This is a genomic window from Thioalkalivibrio sp. ALD1, assembly GCF_000381245.1.
In the GTDB taxonomy this organism is placed as follows: domain Bacteria; phylum Pseudomonadota; class Gammaproteobacteria; order Ectothiorhodospirales; family Ectothiorhodospiraceae; genus Thioalkalivibrio.
In genome coordinates this window covers 37,659-54,769 of sequence record NZ_KB906245.1, presented here as the reverse complement: position 1 = coordinate 54,769, position 17,111 = coordinate 37,659, and the positions used below count along the sequence as shown (strand labels likewise).

The following is a 17,111-nucleotide window of genomic DNA, read 5'->3' as shown; positions in this document are numbered from 1 at the left end:
TGCGCTCGAAGCCCATCGCTGTTTCAAGGAACGACCATGTTTGCTGACTGGCCTATCTTGAGTCTGTTGATCTGGCTGCCGATTCTCGGCGGCTTCCTGGTGCTTGCCGCCGGGCGCGATGCGCCCCATGTGGCGCGGCGGCTCGGGCTCGCGGTGGCCGTGGCGACGTTTGTGGCCAGTCTGCCGTTGTGGTTTGCGTTCGAGCGTGGCACCGCCGAGATGCAGTTCCAGGAACTGGCCTCGTGGATCCCGGCGTTCAACGTGAATTACCACTTGGGCGTGGACGGCATCTCCATGCCGCTGATCCTGCTGACCACGCTGATCACCGTAATCGTGATCATTGCGGCCTGGGAGTCGGTGAAAGATCGGATCGCCTACTACATGTCGGCGATGCTGGTGATGGAAGGCCTGATGATCGGCATGTTCGCGGCGATGGACGCGGTGCTGTTCTACGTGTTTTTCGAGGCGATGCTGATCCCGATGTTCCTGGTGATCGGGATCTGGGGCGGGCCGCGGCGCGTCTACGCGACCATCAAGTTCTTCCTCTATACCTTCCTGGGCTCGGTGTTCATGCTGGTCGCGCTGATCTGGATGTACATCCAGTCCGGCAGCTTCCTGATCCAGGACTTCCATGCCCTGCAGATCGGCATGACCGCGCAGATACTGATTTTCCTCGCGTTCTTCATGGCGTTCGCGGTGAAGATCCCGATGTTCCCGGTGCATACCTGGCTGCCGGATGCGCACGTGGAGGCACCGACCGGCGGCTCGGTGATCCTGGCGGCGATCATGCTGAAGATTGGGGGCTACGGCTTCCTGCGCTTCTCGCTGCCGATCACGCCGGATGCCTCGGCGGTGCTGGATACGCTGATGATCGTGCTGTCGCTGATTGCGATCGTCTACATCGGCCTGGTGGCGCTGATCCAGAGCGACATGAAGAAGCTGATCGCCTATTCGTCGATCGCCCACATGGGCTTTGTGACGCTGGGCTTCTTCCTCGCCTTCTACATCTATTCGAACACCGGTGACTGGGAAGGCGCCTCGCTGGGTATCGCCGGCGGCATGGTGCAGATGATCTCGCACGGCTTTATCTCCGCGGCGATGTTCCTCGCAGTCGGCGTGCTGTACGACCGCCTGCACAGCCGGCAGATCTCGGACTACGGCGGTGTGGTGAACACCATGCCCTGGTTCGCCGCGTTCTTCGTGCTGTTCGCGATGGCCAACACCGGCCTGCCGGGCACCTCCGGCTTCGTCGGCGAGTTCATGGTCATCCTGGCCGCGTTCAAGGCGGATTTCTGGATTGCCTTCCTCGCCGCGACCACGCTGATCCTGGCGGCGGGCTACACCCTGTGGCTGGTCAAGCGCGTGATCTTCGGCGCGGTGGCCAACGACAACGTGGCCGGTCTGTCCGACATGAACCGCCGCGAGTTCTTCCTGATGGGCGTGCTGGCCTTCTTCACCCTGCTGCTGGGTGTGTGGCCGGCGCCGCTGCTGGATGTGATGAACGCGACCATCGACCACCTCGTGGCGCATATCGCGCAGTCGAAGCTCTGAACGGACGCCTGACATGACTTTCGAGATCCCCAACTTCCTCCCCGCCGTGCCCGAGATGTTCGTGCTCGGGATGGCGTGCCTGATCCTGGTGATCGACGCGTTCCTGCCGGATTCGCGGCGCGACATCACCTACGGCCTGGTGCAGGCGACCCTGGTCGCGGCCGCCGGCCTTACCCTTTGGATGATGGGTCCGGAGACGGTGCTGACCTTCTCGGACAGCTTCATTAAGGATCCGATGGCGGACATCCTGAAGGTCGCGGTCTATGTGACCAGCTTCCTGGTGTTCTTGTATGCGCGTCCGTACCTGATGGAGCGCGGAATCCACAAGGGCGAGTTCTACATCCTGGGCCTGTTCGCCGTGCTCGGGATGATGATCATGATCTCCGGGCACAACCTGCTGACGCTGTACCTGGGTCTGGAGCTGCTGTCGCTGTCGTCCTATGCGCTGGTCGCGTTCTGGCGCGACAACACCCGCGCGACCGAAGCGGCGATGAAATACTTCGTCCTGGGCGCGCTGGCTTCTGGTCTGCTGCTCTACGGCATGTCGATGATCTACGGCATGACCGGCTCGCTGGATATCGCGGTTATTGCCGCCGAGCTGGTGGCGGCCGATGAGACGCTTAACATCCCGCTGGTCTTCGGCCTGGTGTTCCTGGTGGTCGCGATCGCGTTCAAGCTGGGGGCCGTGCCGTTCCACATGTGGGTGCCGGACGTCTACGACGGCGCCCCGACGGCGGTCACGCTGTTCATCGCCACCGCGCCGAAGATCGCCGCCTTTGCTTTCCTGATGCGCCTGCTGGTGGAGGGTATGGGCCCGATGCATGCCGACTGGCAGGGCATGTTCGTGATCCTGGCCGTGCTGTCGCTGGCGGTGGGCAACGTGATCGCGATCGCACAGACCAGCATCAAGCGCATGCTGGCCTACTCGACCATCGCGCATGTCGGCTTCGTGTTCATGGGTATCCTGGCCGGGACCGACAGCGGCTACGCCTCGGCGATGTTCTATGTGATCGTCTACGCGATTACCGCGGCCGGTGGCTTCGGCATGATCGTGTTCCTGTCGCGCAAGGGCTTTGAAGCCGACCAGATTGATGATTTCAAGGGCCTGGCCAAGCGTAACCCATGGTTTGCGTTCATCATGCTGCTGCTGATGTTCTCGATGGCCGGGGTGCCTCCGACGGTCGGCTTCTACGCCAAGCTCGCGGTGATCCAGGCCGCGGTGGGCGCCGATCTGGTCTGGCTGGCGGTGGTCGCCGTGATCTTCTCGATCATCGGGGCGTTCTACTACCTGCGCGTGGTCAAGATGATGTTCTTCGACGACCCGCAGGAAGACGCGAAGGAGCCGATTCAGCCCTCCGGCGCGTTTGCCACCGCGCTCAGTATTAACGGGCTCGCAGTGCTGCTTCTTGGAATTTTTCCGGGCCTGCTGTTGTCTGTCACCCACTACGCAATCATGGGCTAAGTCGTGACACAGTGGATTCCGTTTGAAGTTCTGGTCTGGGGTTTTGTCGTTGTCGCCTTTATTTCGGCGAACCTGCCCTGGCTCACCGAGCGCATCGGCCTGATGGTCCTGCCGGCCAGCGGCGTGAAGGGCCCCTGGATCCGCATCTTTGAATGGGTCGGGCTCTACTTCCTGGCGGGGCTGATCGGCAAGGGCCTGGAATATCAGGCGACCGGTGGGATCCATACGCAGGGTTGGGAGTTCTACGTGATCACCCTGTCCATGTTCGCGGTGTTCGCGCTGCCGGGATACATCTGGCGCTACGATCTCAAGCAGCATCTGAGGAGCCGGGCGCACCGCTCGCGGTAAGCGATCTCGAAAGGCGCGAGGGGGGCTTCCGACCCGGAAAAAACTCGCGCTTCTCCTTGCGGGCCCCAACCCGCTTTGCTATAGTTTCGCGTCTCGGATGCGGGGTGGAGCAGTCTGGCAGCTCGTCGGGCTCATAACCCGAAGGTCGCAGGTTCAAATCCTGCCCCCGCTACCAATTTTCAGAGAGGCCCCATATGGGGCCTTTTTGTTAGGCAGGTCCGATATGGTCTTGCCGGGCTGCGCTCCCGCGCGCCATGCAGTCGGTACGACTGGCTGCAGTCATCGCTGAGGTGTTCGAGGGGCGTTTATCGCCCTTTTTTTGTTTCCGGGCCCTGGAAAGGGCCGTTGCGCGAATCGTGCCGAGTGGAGTCAGGTGGCGGAAAAGTCCGAACAACTGAGCGCACTGCTGGCCCCGGTGGTCGAGGGGCAGGGGTTCGTGTTCTGGGGGCTGGAGTACCACCCCGGTTCCAAGCCCGTGATGCTGCGCATCTACATCGACAGTCCCGAAGGGGTGACGGTGGATGATTGCGCGCTGGTGAGCGAACAGGCCGGTGCGGTGCTCGAGGTCGAACAGGCCCTGCGTGGCAACTACACCCTGGAGGTCTCCAGTCCGGGCATCGAACGGCCGCTGTTCACGCCCGATCAGTACCGGGGGTATATCGGTCATCCGGTGAAGGTGCGGTTGAGCTGGCCCGAGCACGGTCGGCGGAACTATCGCGGCACGCTGATCGGGGTGGACGAGGAGATGATCGAAGTCGAGGTCGACGGCATGGCCTACGAGCTGCCGTTGAACGCTATCCACAATGCGCGGGTCCTGGAACAGCTGTAGACCGGCGTACGGTTTTGTTGAATCGGCGGGTGACCGCCGAGGTGCGGAGAGACAAGAGATGAACAAGGAGATCCTGCTGGTCGCGGATGCCGTGGCGAACGAGAAAGGTGTCGAGAAGGACATCATCTTCGATGCCCTGGAATCGGCACTGGCCATGGCGACCCGCAAGTACCACGGCGGCAAGATGGACGTGCGCGTGAGCATCGACCGCGAGGAAGGTGACTACGAGGCCTTCCGCCGGTGGACCGTGGTGGATGACGAGGACCCCGAGTTCGAATCCCCGGAATACCAGATCCTGCTGTCCTATGCGCAGCAGAAGAACGCCGATGCGCAGGTCGGTGATGTGATCGAAGAGCCGGTGGAGGCCGTTGATTTCGGCCGCATCGCCGCGCAGACCGCGAAGCAGGTGATCGTGCAGAAGGTGCGCGAGGCCGAGCGCGCCAAGGTGGTCGAGGAGTATCAGGATCGAGTGGGTACGCTGGTGATGGGTATCGTCAAGCGTACCGACCGCAACGGCACCTATGTCGATCTCGGCAGCAACGCCGAGGCCCTGATCCCGCGCGAGCACATGATCCCGCGCGAGACCGTGCGCACCAACGACCGCCTGCGTGGTTATCTCAAGGAGATTCGCCCCGACGCGCGCGGGCCGCAGTTGATCCTGAGCCGTACCGTGCCGGAGTTCCTGATCGAGCTGTTCAAGCTCGAGGTGCCGGAGGTCGGGCAGGAGATCATCGATATCATGGGTGCGGCGCGTGACCCGGGCCAGCGCGCGAAGATCGCGGTGCGCTCCAACGACCCGCGTCTGGATCCGGTCGGTGCCTGCGTCGGCATGCGCGGTTCGCGCGTGCAGTCGGTGTCCAACGAGCTGGCCGGCGAGCGTATCGACATTATCGTCTGGGACGAGAATCCGGCGCAGTTCGTGATCAACGCCATGTCCCCGGCCGAAGTCCTGTCGATCGTGGTCGACGAGGACAAGCAGTCGATGGACATCGCGGTCGAGGAGGACAAGCTCTCCCTGGCCATTGGCCGTGGGGGGCAGAATATCCGTCTGGCCTCCCAGCTGACTGGCTGGGAACTGAATGTGATGACCGAGGAGCAGGCGGCCGAGAAGAGCGAGGCCGAGGCGCAGCAACTGGTGACCTTCTTCATGGAGGCGCTGGATGTGGACGAGGAAGTGGCCGGCATCCTGGTGCAGGAAGGTTTCAGCACGCTGGACGAGGTGGCCTATGTCGACGAGGCCGAACTGCTGGCGATCGAGGAGTTCGACGAGGACATCGTGGCCGAGTTGCGCAACCGCGCCAGCGACGCCCTGCTGACCCGTGCGATCGCGGGCGGCGAGAACTACCAGCCCGCCGAGGACCTGCTGAACATGGACGGCATGACCCAGGGCGTGGCCAACAAGCTGGCCTCGCACGGCGTCTGCACCATGGAAGACCTCGCGGAGCAGGCAGCCGACGACGTGGTCGAAATGACTGGATTGAGCACGGAAGAGGCGTCCGAGCTGATTATGACGGCGCGCGCCCCGTGGTTCGAAACCGGCGAATAACGCCCGGACGAATGGATCGCGAAGCCCGTGTGACAGGCCGTCGGCTGGCCTGAAAAGAATATGGAATGGAGGTAAGGCGCCATGGCGCAAATGACAGTGCAGCAATTCGCGGAATCGGTTGGCAAGCCGGTGGACCGCCTCATGGAACAGCTCAAGGAGGCGGGCGTCGCGGTGGATGGCCCGGAAGCGGCGATTACCGATGCCGAGAAGCGCAAGCTGCTCGATCACCTCCGGCAGTCGCATGGCGAGAGTGAGGGCGGCCGTGTGACGCTCAAGCGCCGCTCTCAGGCCCAGACGCTGAAGGTGAGTTCCGGGCCGGGTCGCTCCAAGACCGTGAACGTCGAGGTGCGCAAGAAGCGCACGATCAAGCGCAAACCGGCTGAGGAGCCCGTCGAGGCCTCGGTCGAGGCCGACGTCGCGCCGACCGCCGAGCCGACCCCGACCCCGAAAGAGGTTCCGGCCGAGCCCGTGGCCGAGGAGCCCAAGCCGCAGGAGGCCGAGGAGAGCACTACGCCCGAAGTCGAGGCCGCCGAGGAAGAGCCGGTTGAGGCTGCGGCTAGCGAAGAGATCGAGAAGTCGGAATCCGAGGCAGAGCCCGAGCCCGAGCCCGAGCCCGAGGCAGCCCCGGACAAACCGAAACGCGCGCTGAGTCGCACCGAGCAGCTGGCCATGCAGGTCGAGGCCGAGCGCGACGCCCAGCGCAAGGCGCTTGAGGCGCGCAAGCAGGAGGAGGCCGAGCGCGGCGAGCGCCAGAAGCGCCGCCAGCAGGAACTGGAGGCGCAGGAGGCCAAGCGCGAGAAAGAAGAGCAGGCGCGTCTGGAGCGCGAGGCGGCCCAGCGCCAGGCTGCGGCCGAGGCCGAATCGGCCAAGAGCGGCGGCAAGGCACGCAAGGGTGCTCGCAAGGACGACCGCAAGGAACTGCATGTGGCGGGGGACCGTCGGGGTCGCCGCAAGAAGGGCGAGGGCCGCAAGGCGCAGTCGGCCGCAGCGCAAGCCGTCGCCAGCAAGCATGGCTTTGCCAAGCCGACCGCACCGGTGGTGCGCGAAGTCGAAGTGCCGGAGACGATTACCGTCGCCGATCTCGCGCAGGCGATGGCGATCAAGGCGCCGCAGTTGATCAAGTCCCTGATGGGCATGGGGGTCATGGCGACCATCAATCAGTCCATCGACCAGGACACGGCAATGCTGGTGGTCGAGGAGATGGGACACAAGCCGATCGCCGCGAAGGAAACCTCCGTCGAGGACGAGATCGACACGGGTCTGGAACAGACCGCCGAGGCCAAGCCGCGCCCGCCGGTCGTGACCGTGATGGGCCATGTCGACCACGGCAAGACCTCGCTGCTGGACTACATCCGCAAGGAAAAGGTCGCATCCGGCGAGGCCGGTGGGATCACCCAGCACATCGGCGCCTATCACGTCGACAATGGCCACGATGGGGTGACGTTCCTGGATACTCCGGGGCATGCCGCGTTTACCGCGATGCGCGCCCGTGGGGCGCAGTCCACCGATATCGTGATCCTGGTGGTCGCGGCGGACGACGGCGTGATGCCGCAGACGCTCGAGGCCATCCAGCACTCAAAGGCCGCCGGTGTGCCGATGGTGGTTGCGGTCAACAAGATCGACAAGGCGGAGGCCGAACCCGAGCGCGTGATGAACGATCTCGCCCAGCACGAGGTCATCCCCGAGGCCTGGGGTGGCGATACGCAGTTCATCAATGTGTCGGCGCATACGGGCGAGGGGATCGACCAGCTGCTGGAGGCCCTGGGCCTGCAGGCCGAGGTGATGGAACTGAAGGCCCCGGACGAGGGCCCCGCACGTGGCGTGGTGATCGAATCGCGCCTGGACAAGGGCCGCGGTCCGGTGGCGACCATCCTGGTTCAGTCCGGTCGCCTCAAGCATGGCGACATCCTGCTCTCGGGCAAGGAATACGGTCGCGTGCGTGCGATGTTCAACGATACTGGCAAGCCGGTTAAGGAAATCGGTCCGTCCATGCCGGTCGAGGTGCTGGGCCTGTCCGGCGTGCCGGAGGCCGGCGACGAGGTCCTGGTCGTCGCGGACGACAAGACCGCCCGCGAGGTCGCCGAGCACCGCGACGCCAAGCAGCGCGAGCGCAAGCTGGCCGCGCAGCAGGCCGCCAAGCTGGAGAACATCTTCAACCAGATGCAGGAAGGCGAGATCGCTACCGTGAACATCCTGATCAAGGCGGATGTTCAGGGCTCGGCCGAGGCGCTGCGCGAGTCGCTGGTCAAGCTGTCGACCGACGAGGTCCGCGTGAAGGTGGTGTCTGCTGGGGTCGGCGGGATCTCCGAGTCCGACCTGAACCTCGCCATGGCCTCCGAGGCGATCGTGATCGCGTTCAACGTGCGTGCCGATGCCGGCGCCAAGCGCCTGGCCGCCGAGAACGAGCTCGACGTGCGCTATTACTCGGTAATCTACGAGGCGATCGACGACGTCAAGCAGGCGCTGTCGGGCCTGCTGTCCGCCGAGATCCGCGAAGAGGTCATCGGTCTGGCGGAAGTCCGCGACGTGTTCAAGGCCTCCGGCTTTGGTCAGGTCGCCGGCTGTCTCGTGGTCGAGGGTGCGGTCAAGCGGGGCAACCCGATCCGCGTGCTGCGCGACAACGTGGTGATCTACGAGGGCGAGCTGGAGAGCCTGCGCCGCTTCAAGGACGACGTGAACGAGGTCAAGGCCGGTACCGAGTGCGGGATCGCGGTGAAGAACTACAACGACGTGAAGGCCGGTGACCAGATTGAGGTCTTCCAGCGCGTCGAGGTGGCCCGGACGCTCTGATGCCCGGTAATCGCGAGTTTCATCGTTCGGACCGGGTCGGGGACCAGATCCAGCGCGAGCTGGCGGACCTGATTCGTCTGGAGGTCAAGGATCCGCGCGTGGGGATGATCACGCTGGCGGATGTCGAGGTTTCGCGGGATCTCGCCCATGCCAAGGTGTTCTTTACCCAGCTGGGGGGCGAGGAGAAAGGACGCGAGGCACAGCAGGGGCTCAATCACGCGGCGGGATTTCTGCGCCGGGCACTCGGTCAGCGCATGCGACTGCGCAGCGTTCCCCAGCTCCGGTTTGTCTACGACGACACGCCGGAGCGCGGTGCTCGCATGTCCTCCCTGATCGACCAGGCCCTGGCCGAGGATCGTGCCCACCACGCAGATGCCGAGGGAACCGGCAGTGGCGAGCAGGACGGGGCCGAGGATTCGCAGGACCCGGGCCGCGGGGCCTGACCGCCGGCTTCCGATGGCGCGCGTACGTCGCGAGGTCGACGGTATCCTGCTGCTGGACAAGCCCCGGGGACCGAGTTCCACGCAGGTCCTGGGGCGCGTGAAGTATCTGCTGCAGGCCAAAAAGGCCGGTCACACCGGGGCGCTGGATCCGCGTGCGACCGGCCTTTTGCCGTTGTGCTTCGGTCAGGCCACCAAGGTTTCGGGCTGGCTGCTGGATGCCGACAAGCACTACATCGCCGAGGCACAGTTGGGGATCGAGACCGACAGTGCGGATCTCGATGGCGCGATCATTCGCGAGGCGTCGGTGCCGGCCATCGAGTCGGAGCAACTGCGGGCGCTGGAGCGGCAGTTCAGTGGGGCGCAGGGGCAGGTGCCGCCCATGGTCTCGGCCCTAAAGCATGACGGCAAACGGCTGTATGAGCTGGCGCGTCAGGGTGTGGAAGTCGAACGCCCCCCGCGGCCGGTGCAGATCCACGCCCTGTCCATCGAGCACACCGCTCCCGATCGGCTACGTATCGATGTGCGCTGCAGCAAGGGCACCTATGTGCGTTCGTTGGTGGCGGATATTGGGCATGAGCTGGGTTGCGGGGCCGCGGTCGACAGTCTGCGCCGGGTCGGGCATGGCCCGTTCGAGGCCGCCGCCATGGTCACGATGGATCAGGTAGAGGCCGCCTTCGACGCGGGGGGCGCGGCCGCGATCGAGGTCATGCTGCAGCCCCCGGAGGCCGCATTGAGAGACTGGCCTTCCGTGTCCCTGAACGAGCAGGCCAGTACGGCCCTGCGTCACGGCCACCCTGCGTTTTCCGAGGCGGTCGAGGCGCAAGCCGCGGGAGCGGGAGATACGCCGCTAGACCCCGAAACCGGCTGGCCGCTGCTGCGGGTGCATGACGGTGAAGGCCGTTTTCTGGCGGTGGGCGTGCGTACGCCCGACGGTCAGGTACGGCCTCGCCGCCTGTTTGTTTCGGCCCCCTGAAGGGGCCGGGATTCTTCCTATCCAAGGCCCGCGTGTCGTGCTAACATTGCGCGCCTATCGCCAGCGCCACTGGTCGATTAACGGTCAAGAAATTTCAGGAGTCAGGTTTTCATGTCGCTCACTACCGAAGAAAAATCGGCCATCGTCGAGAAACACAAACGCGATGCCAACGACACCGGTTCGCCGGAAGTCCAGGTCGCGCTGCTGACGGCCCGCATCCAGCATCTGATGGGGCATTTCGAAAAGCACAAGCAGGATCACCACTCGCGTCGCGGGCTGCTGAAGATGGTCAGCCAGCGCCGCAAGCTGCTGACCTATCTCAAGCGCAATGACCAGGACCGCTATCAGGCCCTGGTTCAGGAGCTTGGCCTGCGCCGCTAAGGCAGGCACAACGGGCCCGCGCCACTGGTGCGGGCCCGTTCATTTTCAGGGGTGGCCGCGCAGGGGCGCGAGCCGGCCCGTCGCAAGCAAGTTCGATGCACGCACTACGGGAAACGGGATATAACGTGGCACACAAGAAGTCGTTCCAGTACGGAAACCATACGGTCACCTTCGAGACCGGTGACATCGCCCGCCAGGCCAGTGGCGCCGTCCTCGTCAACATGGCCGAGACCGTGGTCCTGGTGACTGCCGTCGCGCGCAAGGAGGCCGATCCCGGCCGCGACTTCTTCCCGCTGACCGTGAATTACCAGGAACGGACCTACGCCGCTGGCAAGATTCCGGGTGGCTTCTTCAAGCGCGAAGGGCGTCCGAACGAGAAGGAAACGCTGACCTCGCGTCTGATCGACCGTCCGATCCGTCCGCTGTTCCCCGAGGGTTTCAAGAACGAGACCCAGATCGTGGCCACGGTCATGTCGATCAACCCCGACATCGATCCCGACATCCCCGCCCTGCTGGGCGCCTCGGCGGCGCTGGCGCTGTCCGGTGTCCCGTTCGCCGGCCCGATCGGTGCCGCGCGTGTCGGCTACCGTGCCGGCGAATACCTGCTGAACCCGACCTACAGCGCCCTGGAAGAGTCGGACCTCGACCTGGTCGTGGCAGGCACCGAGCAGGCCGTGCTCATGGTGGAATCGGAAGCCAGTGAGCTCTCCGAGGAAGTGATGCTGGGCGCGGTGATGTTTGGTCACGAACAGATGCAGGCCGCGATCCAGGCGATCAAGGAACTGGCCGCGGAGGCTGGCAAGCCAGCCTGGGACTGGCAGGCACCGCCGTCCGAGGCGTCGCTGGAAGACCGCGTCAAGGAGGCCGTGGGCAACGACCTCGTCGCGGCTTACCAGATCGCGGAGAAGCAGGCCCGCACCCAGCGCATCAGCGAACTGCGCAACCAGGCCGTCGAGGCGATCGCGAGCGAAGACGACTCAGGTCCCAGCGCGGAAGACGTGAAGACGGCGTTCCATGATCTCGAGTACCGTCTGGTGCGCGACCGCATCCTGGATGCCAACCCGCGCATCGACGGGCGCGACAACAAGACCGTGCGTCCGATCAGCGTCCAGACCGGGGTCCTGCCGCGCGCTCACGGCTCGGCAGTATTTACTCGTGGCGAGACCCAAGCGCTGGTGGTGGCCACGCTGGGTACGGACCGCGATGCCCAGGTGATCGACGCGATCGAGGGCGAGCGCCGCGACCGCTTCATGCTGCACTACAATTTCCCGCCCTACTGCACCGGCGAGACCGGGTTCGTCGGTTCCCCCAAGCGCCGCGAGATCGGTCATGGCCGTCTGGCCAAGCGGGGCGTGGCCGCGGTGATGCCGACGGCCGAAGACTTTCCCTATGTGGTTCGCGTGGTGTCCGAGATCACCGAATCCAATGGCTCCAGCTCCATGGCCTCCGTTTGTGGAACCTCGCTGGCCCTGATGGATGCGGGCGTGCCGCTGAAGGCCCCGGTCGCGGGCATCGCGATGGGGCTGATCAAGGAAGGCGAGCGCTTTGCCGTGCTGTCGGACATCCTCGGTGACGAGGACCATCTCGGCGACATGGACTTCAAGGTGGCTGGCACCACCAACGGGGTGACTGCGCTGCAGATGGACATCAAGATCGACGGGATTACCCGCGAGATCATGGAGCAGGCGCTGGCACAGGCGCGCGAAGGCCGGATGCATATCCTGGGCTGCATGAACGAGGTGCTGCCGAGCCACCGCGAGGAGATGTCCTCGCACGCGCCGCGCTTTATCACCATGAAGATCAACCCGGACAAGATCCGCGACGTGATCGGCAAGGGCGGGGCCACGATCCGCGCCCTGACCGAGGAAACCGGCGCGACGATCGACATCCAGGACGATGGTACCGTCAAGGTCGCCTCCACCGACCAGGCTGCGGGCCTTGAGGCCAAGCGCCGTATCGAGGAGCTGACTGCCGACATCGAGGTCGGCCGCCAGTACACTGGCAAGGTCGCGAAGATCATGGACTTCGGGGCGTTCGTCTCCATCCTGCCGGGCCGCGACGGCCTGGTGCACATCTCGCAGATCTCCGACGAGCGGGTGGAGAACGTGGCCGATTTTCTGGCCGAGGGTGACTCGGTCACCGTCAAGGTGCTGGAAGTGGACAAGCAGGGACGCATCCGCCTGAGCATGAAGGCGGTCGAGCCCGAGGCCTGATTGGGCCTGTCACGCAGCGGGCACCCGCGGGTGCCCGGCCATCGGTATTCGGGACGTAACGGCATGGATCTGGTCAGTATCCGCAAGAGTTACAAGCGCTACGCCCGCCACTACGACGCCACCTTCGGACGGGTGTTCGCCACCGGTCGCGAGCGCGCCCAGGAGACGCTGGCGCCGCTGCCCGGCAAGCGTGTGCTGGAGGTGGGTGTGGGCACCGGTCTCTCGCTGCCGGACTATCCGGACGACTGCGAGGTGGTCGGGATCGATATCTCCCGCGAGATGCTGGATGTGGCGCGCGGCCGTCTGAATGGCGGGCTGCCCGCGGTTTCCGGACTGTGCGAGATGGATGCCGAGCAGCTTGGCTTCGCCGACGGCAGTTTTGATGCCGTGGTGGCGATGTATGTCGCCACCGTGGTACCGAACCCCGATCGCCTGTTTGCCGAGATGTGGCGGGTCTGCCGGCCCGGCGGCCAGATCCTTGTGATCAACCACTTTGCCTCGCGGCAATGGCTGCTGCGCGGGTTCGAGCGCTGCCTGCGGCCGTTGTCGCGTGCGGTCGGGTTTCGTCCGGACATGGAATTCGAGGACTTCGTGCATGTGACCGGCCAGGAGCCGGCTACGGTGGCGCCGGCCAGCCTGTTCGGCTACTGGAAGCAGGTGGAGTTTCGCAAGCCCGCGCACGCCTGATGCGAGCGTTCTCAGCTGCGTGCGTCCGGGGGCGAGTTTGCCTACACTACGCGCCGCAAGCTGCTTCTGCTCGGCACGCACGCGCCCGGGCGGTCATTGCTGATGCCTCCCTGGAGCCCGCCGTTCGGCGAAGGCTCGCGCTCGCGAAGCAAGAGAACACCCGAATTTGTCAACGTTAGTCAGGAGAGCCAACATGGCCGCAGAACGTACTTTGTCCATCATCAAGCCGGATGCCGTCGCCAAGAACGTGATTGGCGAGATCTACAGCCGCTTCGAGAAGGCCGGTCTGAAGATCGTCGCCGCGCGCATGATGCAGTTGAGCCGCGAGCAGGCCGAAGGCTTTTACGATGTCCACAAGGAGCGCCCGTTCTTTAACGATCTGGTCGAATTCATGATCTCCGGTCCGGTGATTGTGCAGGTCCTCGAAGGCGAGGATGCGATCGCCAAGAACCGTGAAATCATGGGTGCGACCAATCCGAAGGAAGCAGCCCCGGGCACGATCCGTGCGGACTTCGCGACCTCGATCGACGAGAATGCCGTCCATGGTTCGGATGCCGCAGAAACCGCCGCGCGCGAGATCGAATTCTTCTTCGGCAACGACGGGATCTGCCCGCGCACCCGTTAAGTACCGGTTCGGGGACGTGGAGGGAGCCCCCCGCTTCCTTTTGGCTGTCGCGGGGCCTTTTGCGGGCCCCATAGGCAGGAATCCCCCATGCACAGTACACTAGGGGGTGTTTTCAACCGGTCGCGAACATGGCAGCGGGAACCTCTACACCTCTGAATCTGCTGGGTTACAGCCGCAGTCAGCTCACCGAGCTGCTGGCGCAGTGGGGTGAGCCGCGTTTTCGTGCCACCCAGCTGGTCAAGTGGATGCACCGGCGTGGCGTGACCGACTACGCCGCGATGACGGACGTCTCGCGCAAGCTGCGCGAGCGCCTGGCGCGCGAAACCGAGATCGCCCTGCCCGAGATCGCACTGGAGAAGGCCTCCGGCGACGGTACCGTGAAGTGGGTACTGCGTCTGCATGACGGCAATGCGATCGAGACGGTCTACATCCCCGAGTCCGGACGCGGGACCCTGTGCATCTCCTCCCAGGTGGGCTGTGCGCTGGATTGTACCTTCTGTTCTACCGCCCAGCAGGGCTTTAACCGCAATCTGACGGCCGCCGAGATCATCGGACAGGTCTGGCTGGCGATGCAGCGCCTGCCAGCGCCGGAGGGTCGCCCACGGGCGGTCAGCAACGTGGTACTGATGGGCATGGGCGAGCCCCTGGCCAACTACGATGCCGTGGTCGCCGCCTGCCAACTGATGACTGACGACAATGCCTACGGTCTGAGCCGTCGACGGGTGACGCTTTCCACTTCCGGCCTGGTGCCGGCGCTGGACCGGCTGAGCGAGCACACCGACGTGGCCCTGGCGGTCAGCCTGCATGCCCCGAACGACGAACTGCGCGACCGTCTGGTACCGATCAACCGCAAGTATCCAATTGCGCGCCTGATGGAGAGTTGCCGGCGCTATGTCGAGGCGACCGGCGCGCACAGTGGTGTGACCTTCGAGTACGTGCTGCTGGCCGGTGTGAATGACCGGCCCGAGCATGCGAATCAGCTCGCCGGTGTCCTGCGGGGGATTCCGGGCAAGATCAACCTGATCCCGTTCAACCCGTTTCCCGGTGCACCCTTCGACCGTCCCGCGGAACCGGACATCGAGCGTTTCGAGCGTCAGCTGCAAAAGGCGGGCTATGTTACCACCGTGCGTCGGACGCGCGGAGACGACATCGATGCGGCCTGTGGTCAGCTGGTGGGGCAGGTGGAGGACCGTACCAATCGGGGGATGCGCATGATTCGTCTGCACGCGGAACTGCCTGATCGGCCACGGAGGGCCTCTTGATGGGACTGCGCTGGTGGCGTCCGGCCGCCGTGATGTTACTGGGGCTGGTACTCGGGGGATGCGCGGCGATGGCCGAGCGCGAGGTGACCGGGGAGCGTGCGGAGGCCGCCGAGGTCAACGCCGAGCTGGGTATTGGCTATCTGCGCGAGGGGGAGGTCGACCAGGCGGAGCGCAATCTGAAGCGTGCGCTGGAGTTCGATCCGAACCATCCGCTCGCCAATCTGGGTATGGCCAATGTCTACGAGCGTCGTGGTGCGCATGACCGGGCGGAAGATCACTACCGCCGGGCGCTGCGCCGGGACGAAGGAAACCCTTACGTGCAGACCAGCCTTGGGGCCCTGTTGTGTCGACGCCAGGCCTTTGACGAGGCGCAGGAGTTGTTTGCCAAGGCGATCGACAATCCGGATTACGACCAGCGCGAGATCGCGCTGATGAATTCGGGGGTGTGCTTCGCCGATGCCGGACAGACCGAACGCGCCGAAGAGAAGCTGCGCGAGGCGCTGCGCATCAATCCGCAGTATCCGCGGGCCCTTCTGGAAATGGCCAACCTGACCTACGAGGACGATCGTCCGATGCAGACACGGGCATTCCTCCAGCGTCTGGAAGGAATGGGCGTGGAAAACTCGGAGACGCTGTTCCTCTGCTATCAGGCGGAACTGGCGCTCGGTAACCGCCGAGTGGCGAATGACTGTGCCGAGCGTCTGCGTCGTCAGTACCCGGACAGCATGGAGCTGGTCCGGTTGGAAGACATGGAGCGCAATGGTGGCTGAGCCGCGTGATGACAAGGAGCCGGGTCTGGGCCGGGTCGACGAAGTCGACGATTCCGTTTCCGAGATGGAACCGTTACGTACCACGGACGACGACCCCCATGCGGCGCCGGAGTTTCCCGCCGCCAGTGGTCTGACGACGCGGGATCAGCCCCCGCCACCCGATCCCGAGGGTGGCGAAGGCGAGCCCGGGAACAGTCTGCGACGGGCGCGCGAGGCGGCCGGTCTGGATACCGCAACGCTGGCCCATCGTATCCACCTCGGCCGAGGAACGCTGGAAGACCTGGAGGCGAACCGATTCGACCACATGGCCCCGGCGTATGTACGAGGCTACCTGCGGGCCTGCGCTCGCGAGCTGGGGGTCAATGTCGATCCGTGGCTTCGGTCGTTCGAGACGCACGGTCTGGCGGATCCTGAACTGCGTGCCGTGGCCACCTCCTCTGCACGTTCCAGGGGAAGCCGTCGTTCCAGCGCTCCTTACTGGCTGACTTTCCTGCTGCTGCTGGCGCTGCTGGCGCTGGGGGTCTACGCATGGACGGAACGCGGAGGCGGTACGCCGTCATTCCCGTCACTGGGATGGACTCACGAAGACTCGGGTGCTGCGTCCGAAGATGCAGTTGGCAGGGCGCCGGCCGACGAGTTGAGCGCGCCCCCGGCGCTGGCCAAGGAGCCGGAGCCCGAGTCGGAGACCACCGCCGATGCCGACGCGAGTGGGGCCGACGAGGAACGGGACCCAGAACCCGCGCTGGACACCCTGACCGAGCCGGTACCCTCGGACGACACCGCGGCCGACGAGACAGAGGCGGATCATACGGCCGAGTCGTCGACATCCGGCCCCGTCTCGGACATGGTGCTGCTGACCAGTGGCGCCAGTACGGACCCGGCGCAGGATGAGGACGCGGCCGAGCCCGATGCGGCACAACGCGAGGGTCTGAACCGCCTGGTCCTGGAAGTCAGCGAGACCTCGTGGGTCGAGATTCGCGACGCCGACGACGAAGTGGTATTGACCGGGGTGCTGAGCGGCGGCGATCGCGAGGAACTGGAATTGATGCTGCCCGGGCGCGTGGTTCTCGGGAACGCCCGTGGGGTCGAGCTGACCCTGGATGGCAAGCCCTTTGATTTCGAGCCGCACATACGGGGCGACCGGACCGCCCGTTTCGACCTCGAGCCCTGAATTTTCGACCCCGGGTGCGCTAGTCAATCAAAGCGTGGCCGGCCCCGAATCCACAAAGGC

15 protein-coding genes and 1 tRNA gene are annotated in these 17,111 nt (G+C 64.8%); all 16 read left to right on the top strand.

The features are described 5' to 3' along the window. The first annotated feature begins 36 nt into the window (after positions 1 to 36). The 16 genes from F623_RS0110040 (at position 37) to F623_RS0109965 (ending at position 17,051) form a co-directional block, all read left to right on the top strand. Positions 37 to 1,551, top strand: coding sequence for an NADH-quinone oxidoreductase subunit M (locus F623_RS0110040; protein WP_018862416.1), 1,515 nt, complete (start codon positions 37 to 39; stop codon positions 1,549 to 1,551). A gap of 13 nt (positions 1,552 to 1,564) precedes the next feature. Then, a complete protein-coding gene (gene nuoN / locus F623_RS0110035; RefSeq protein WP_018862415.1) occupies positions 1,565 to 3,013 on the top strand; it encodes an NADH-quinone oxidoreductase subunit NuoN in 1,449 nt (482 codons plus the stop codon). A 3-nt stretch (positions 3,014 to 3,016) separates the two neighbouring features. Beyond that, complete coding sequence (locus F623_RS0110030; RefSeq protein WP_018862414.1) at positions 3,017 to 3,361, top strand: DUF2818 family protein; 345 nt, start codon at positions 3,017 to 3,019, stop codon at positions 3,359 to 3,361. Between the two features lie 98 nt (positions 3,362 to 3,459). Then, positions 3,460 to 3,536, top strand: a tRNA-Met gene (locus F623_RS0110025). 198 nt (positions 3,537 to 3,734) lie between these two features. Then, entirely contained in the window at positions 3,735 to 4,190 is a 456-nt protein-coding gene (gene rimP / locus F623_RS0110020) for a ribosome maturation factor RimP (RefSeq protein ID WP_018862413.1), read from the top strand. A gap of 58 nt (positions 4,191 to 4,248) precedes the next feature. After that, a complete protein-coding gene (gene nusA, locus F623_RS0110015; RefSeq protein WP_018862412.1) occupies positions 4,249 to 5,736 on the top strand; it encodes a transcription termination factor NusA in 1,488 nt (495 codons plus the stop codon). Between the two features lie 81 nt (positions 5,737 to 5,817). Then, complete coding sequence (gene infB, locus F623_RS0110010) at positions 5,818 to 8,526, top strand: translation initiation factor IF-2 (protein WP_018862411.1); 2,709 nt, start codon at positions 5,818 to 5,820, stop codon at positions 8,524 to 8,526. After that, positions 8,526 to 8,969, top strand: coding sequence for a 30S ribosome-binding factor RbfA (gene rbfA / locus F623_RS0110005; protein ID WP_018868602.1), 444 nt, complete (start codon positions 8,526 to 8,528; stop codon positions 8,967 to 8,969). The genes infB and rbfA overlap by 1 nt, the downstream gene beginning before the upstream one ends. 13 nt (positions 8,970 to 8,982) lie before the next feature. After that, positions 8,983 to 9,942 (top strand): tRNA pseudouridine(55) synthase TruB, encoded by a 960-nt coding sequence (truB, locus tag F623_RS0110000; protein ID WP_018862409.1) that lies wholly within the window; start codon positions 8,983 to 8,985, stop codon positions 9,940 to 9,942. A gap of 111 nt (positions 9,943 to 10,053) precedes the next feature. Then, positions 10,054 to 10,323 (top strand): 30S ribosomal protein S15, encoded by a 270-nt coding sequence (gene rpsO, locus F623_RS0109995; RefSeq protein ID WP_012982141.1) that lies wholly within the window; start codon positions 10,054 to 10,056, stop codon positions 10,321 to 10,323. A 125-nt stretch (positions 10,324 to 10,448) separates the two neighbouring features. Next, complete coding sequence (gene pnp / locus F623_RS0109990; protein ID WP_018862408.1) at positions 10,449 to 12,536, top strand: polyribonucleotide nucleotidyltransferase; 2,088 nt, start codon at positions 10,449 to 10,451, stop codon at positions 12,534 to 12,536. Between the two features lie 63 nt (positions 12,537 to 12,599). Beyond that, on the top strand, positions 12,600 to 13,223 hold the full coding sequence (locus F623_RS0109985; RefSeq protein ID WP_018862407.1) for a class I SAM-dependent methyltransferase: 624 nt from the start codon (positions 12,600 to 12,602) through the stop codon (positions 13,221 to 13,223). 193 nt (positions 13,224 to 13,416) lie between these two features. Next, positions 13,417 to 13,848 (top strand): nucleoside-diphosphate kinase, encoded by a 432-nt coding sequence (ndk, locus tag F623_RS0109980; protein WP_018868603.1) that lies wholly within the window; start codon positions 13,417 to 13,419, stop codon positions 13,846 to 13,848. Positions 13,849 to 13,976: 128 nt separating this feature from the next. After that, the gene (locus F623_RS0109975; protein ID WP_018868604.1) at positions 13,977 to 15,110 is read left to right on the top strand and encodes a bifunctional tRNA (adenosine(37)-C2)-methyltransferase TrmG/ribosomal RNA large subunit methyltransferase RlmN; all 1,134 of its coding nucleotides are present in this window, start codon (positions 13,977 to 13,979) and stop codon (positions 15,108 to 15,110) included. Beyond that, positions 15,110 to 15,880 carry a type IV pilus biogenesis/stability protein PilW gene (pilW, locus tag F623_RS0109970; RefSeq protein ID WP_018862404.1) on the top strand — a complete coding sequence of 257 codons (771 nt, stop codon included), beginning with the start codon at positions 15,110 to 15,112 and terminating at the stop codon, positions 15,878 to 15,880. The genes F623_RS0109975 and pilW overlap by 1 nt, the downstream gene beginning before the upstream one ends. After that, on the top strand, positions 15,870 to 17,051 hold the full coding sequence (locus tag F623_RS0109965; RefSeq protein WP_018868605.1) for a RodZ domain-containing protein: 1,182 nt from the start codon (positions 15,870 to 15,872) through the stop codon (positions 17,049 to 17,051). The genes pilW and F623_RS0109965 overlap by 11 nt, the downstream gene beginning before the upstream one ends. The last annotated feature ends 60 nt before the right edge of the window (positions 17,052 to 17,111 follow it).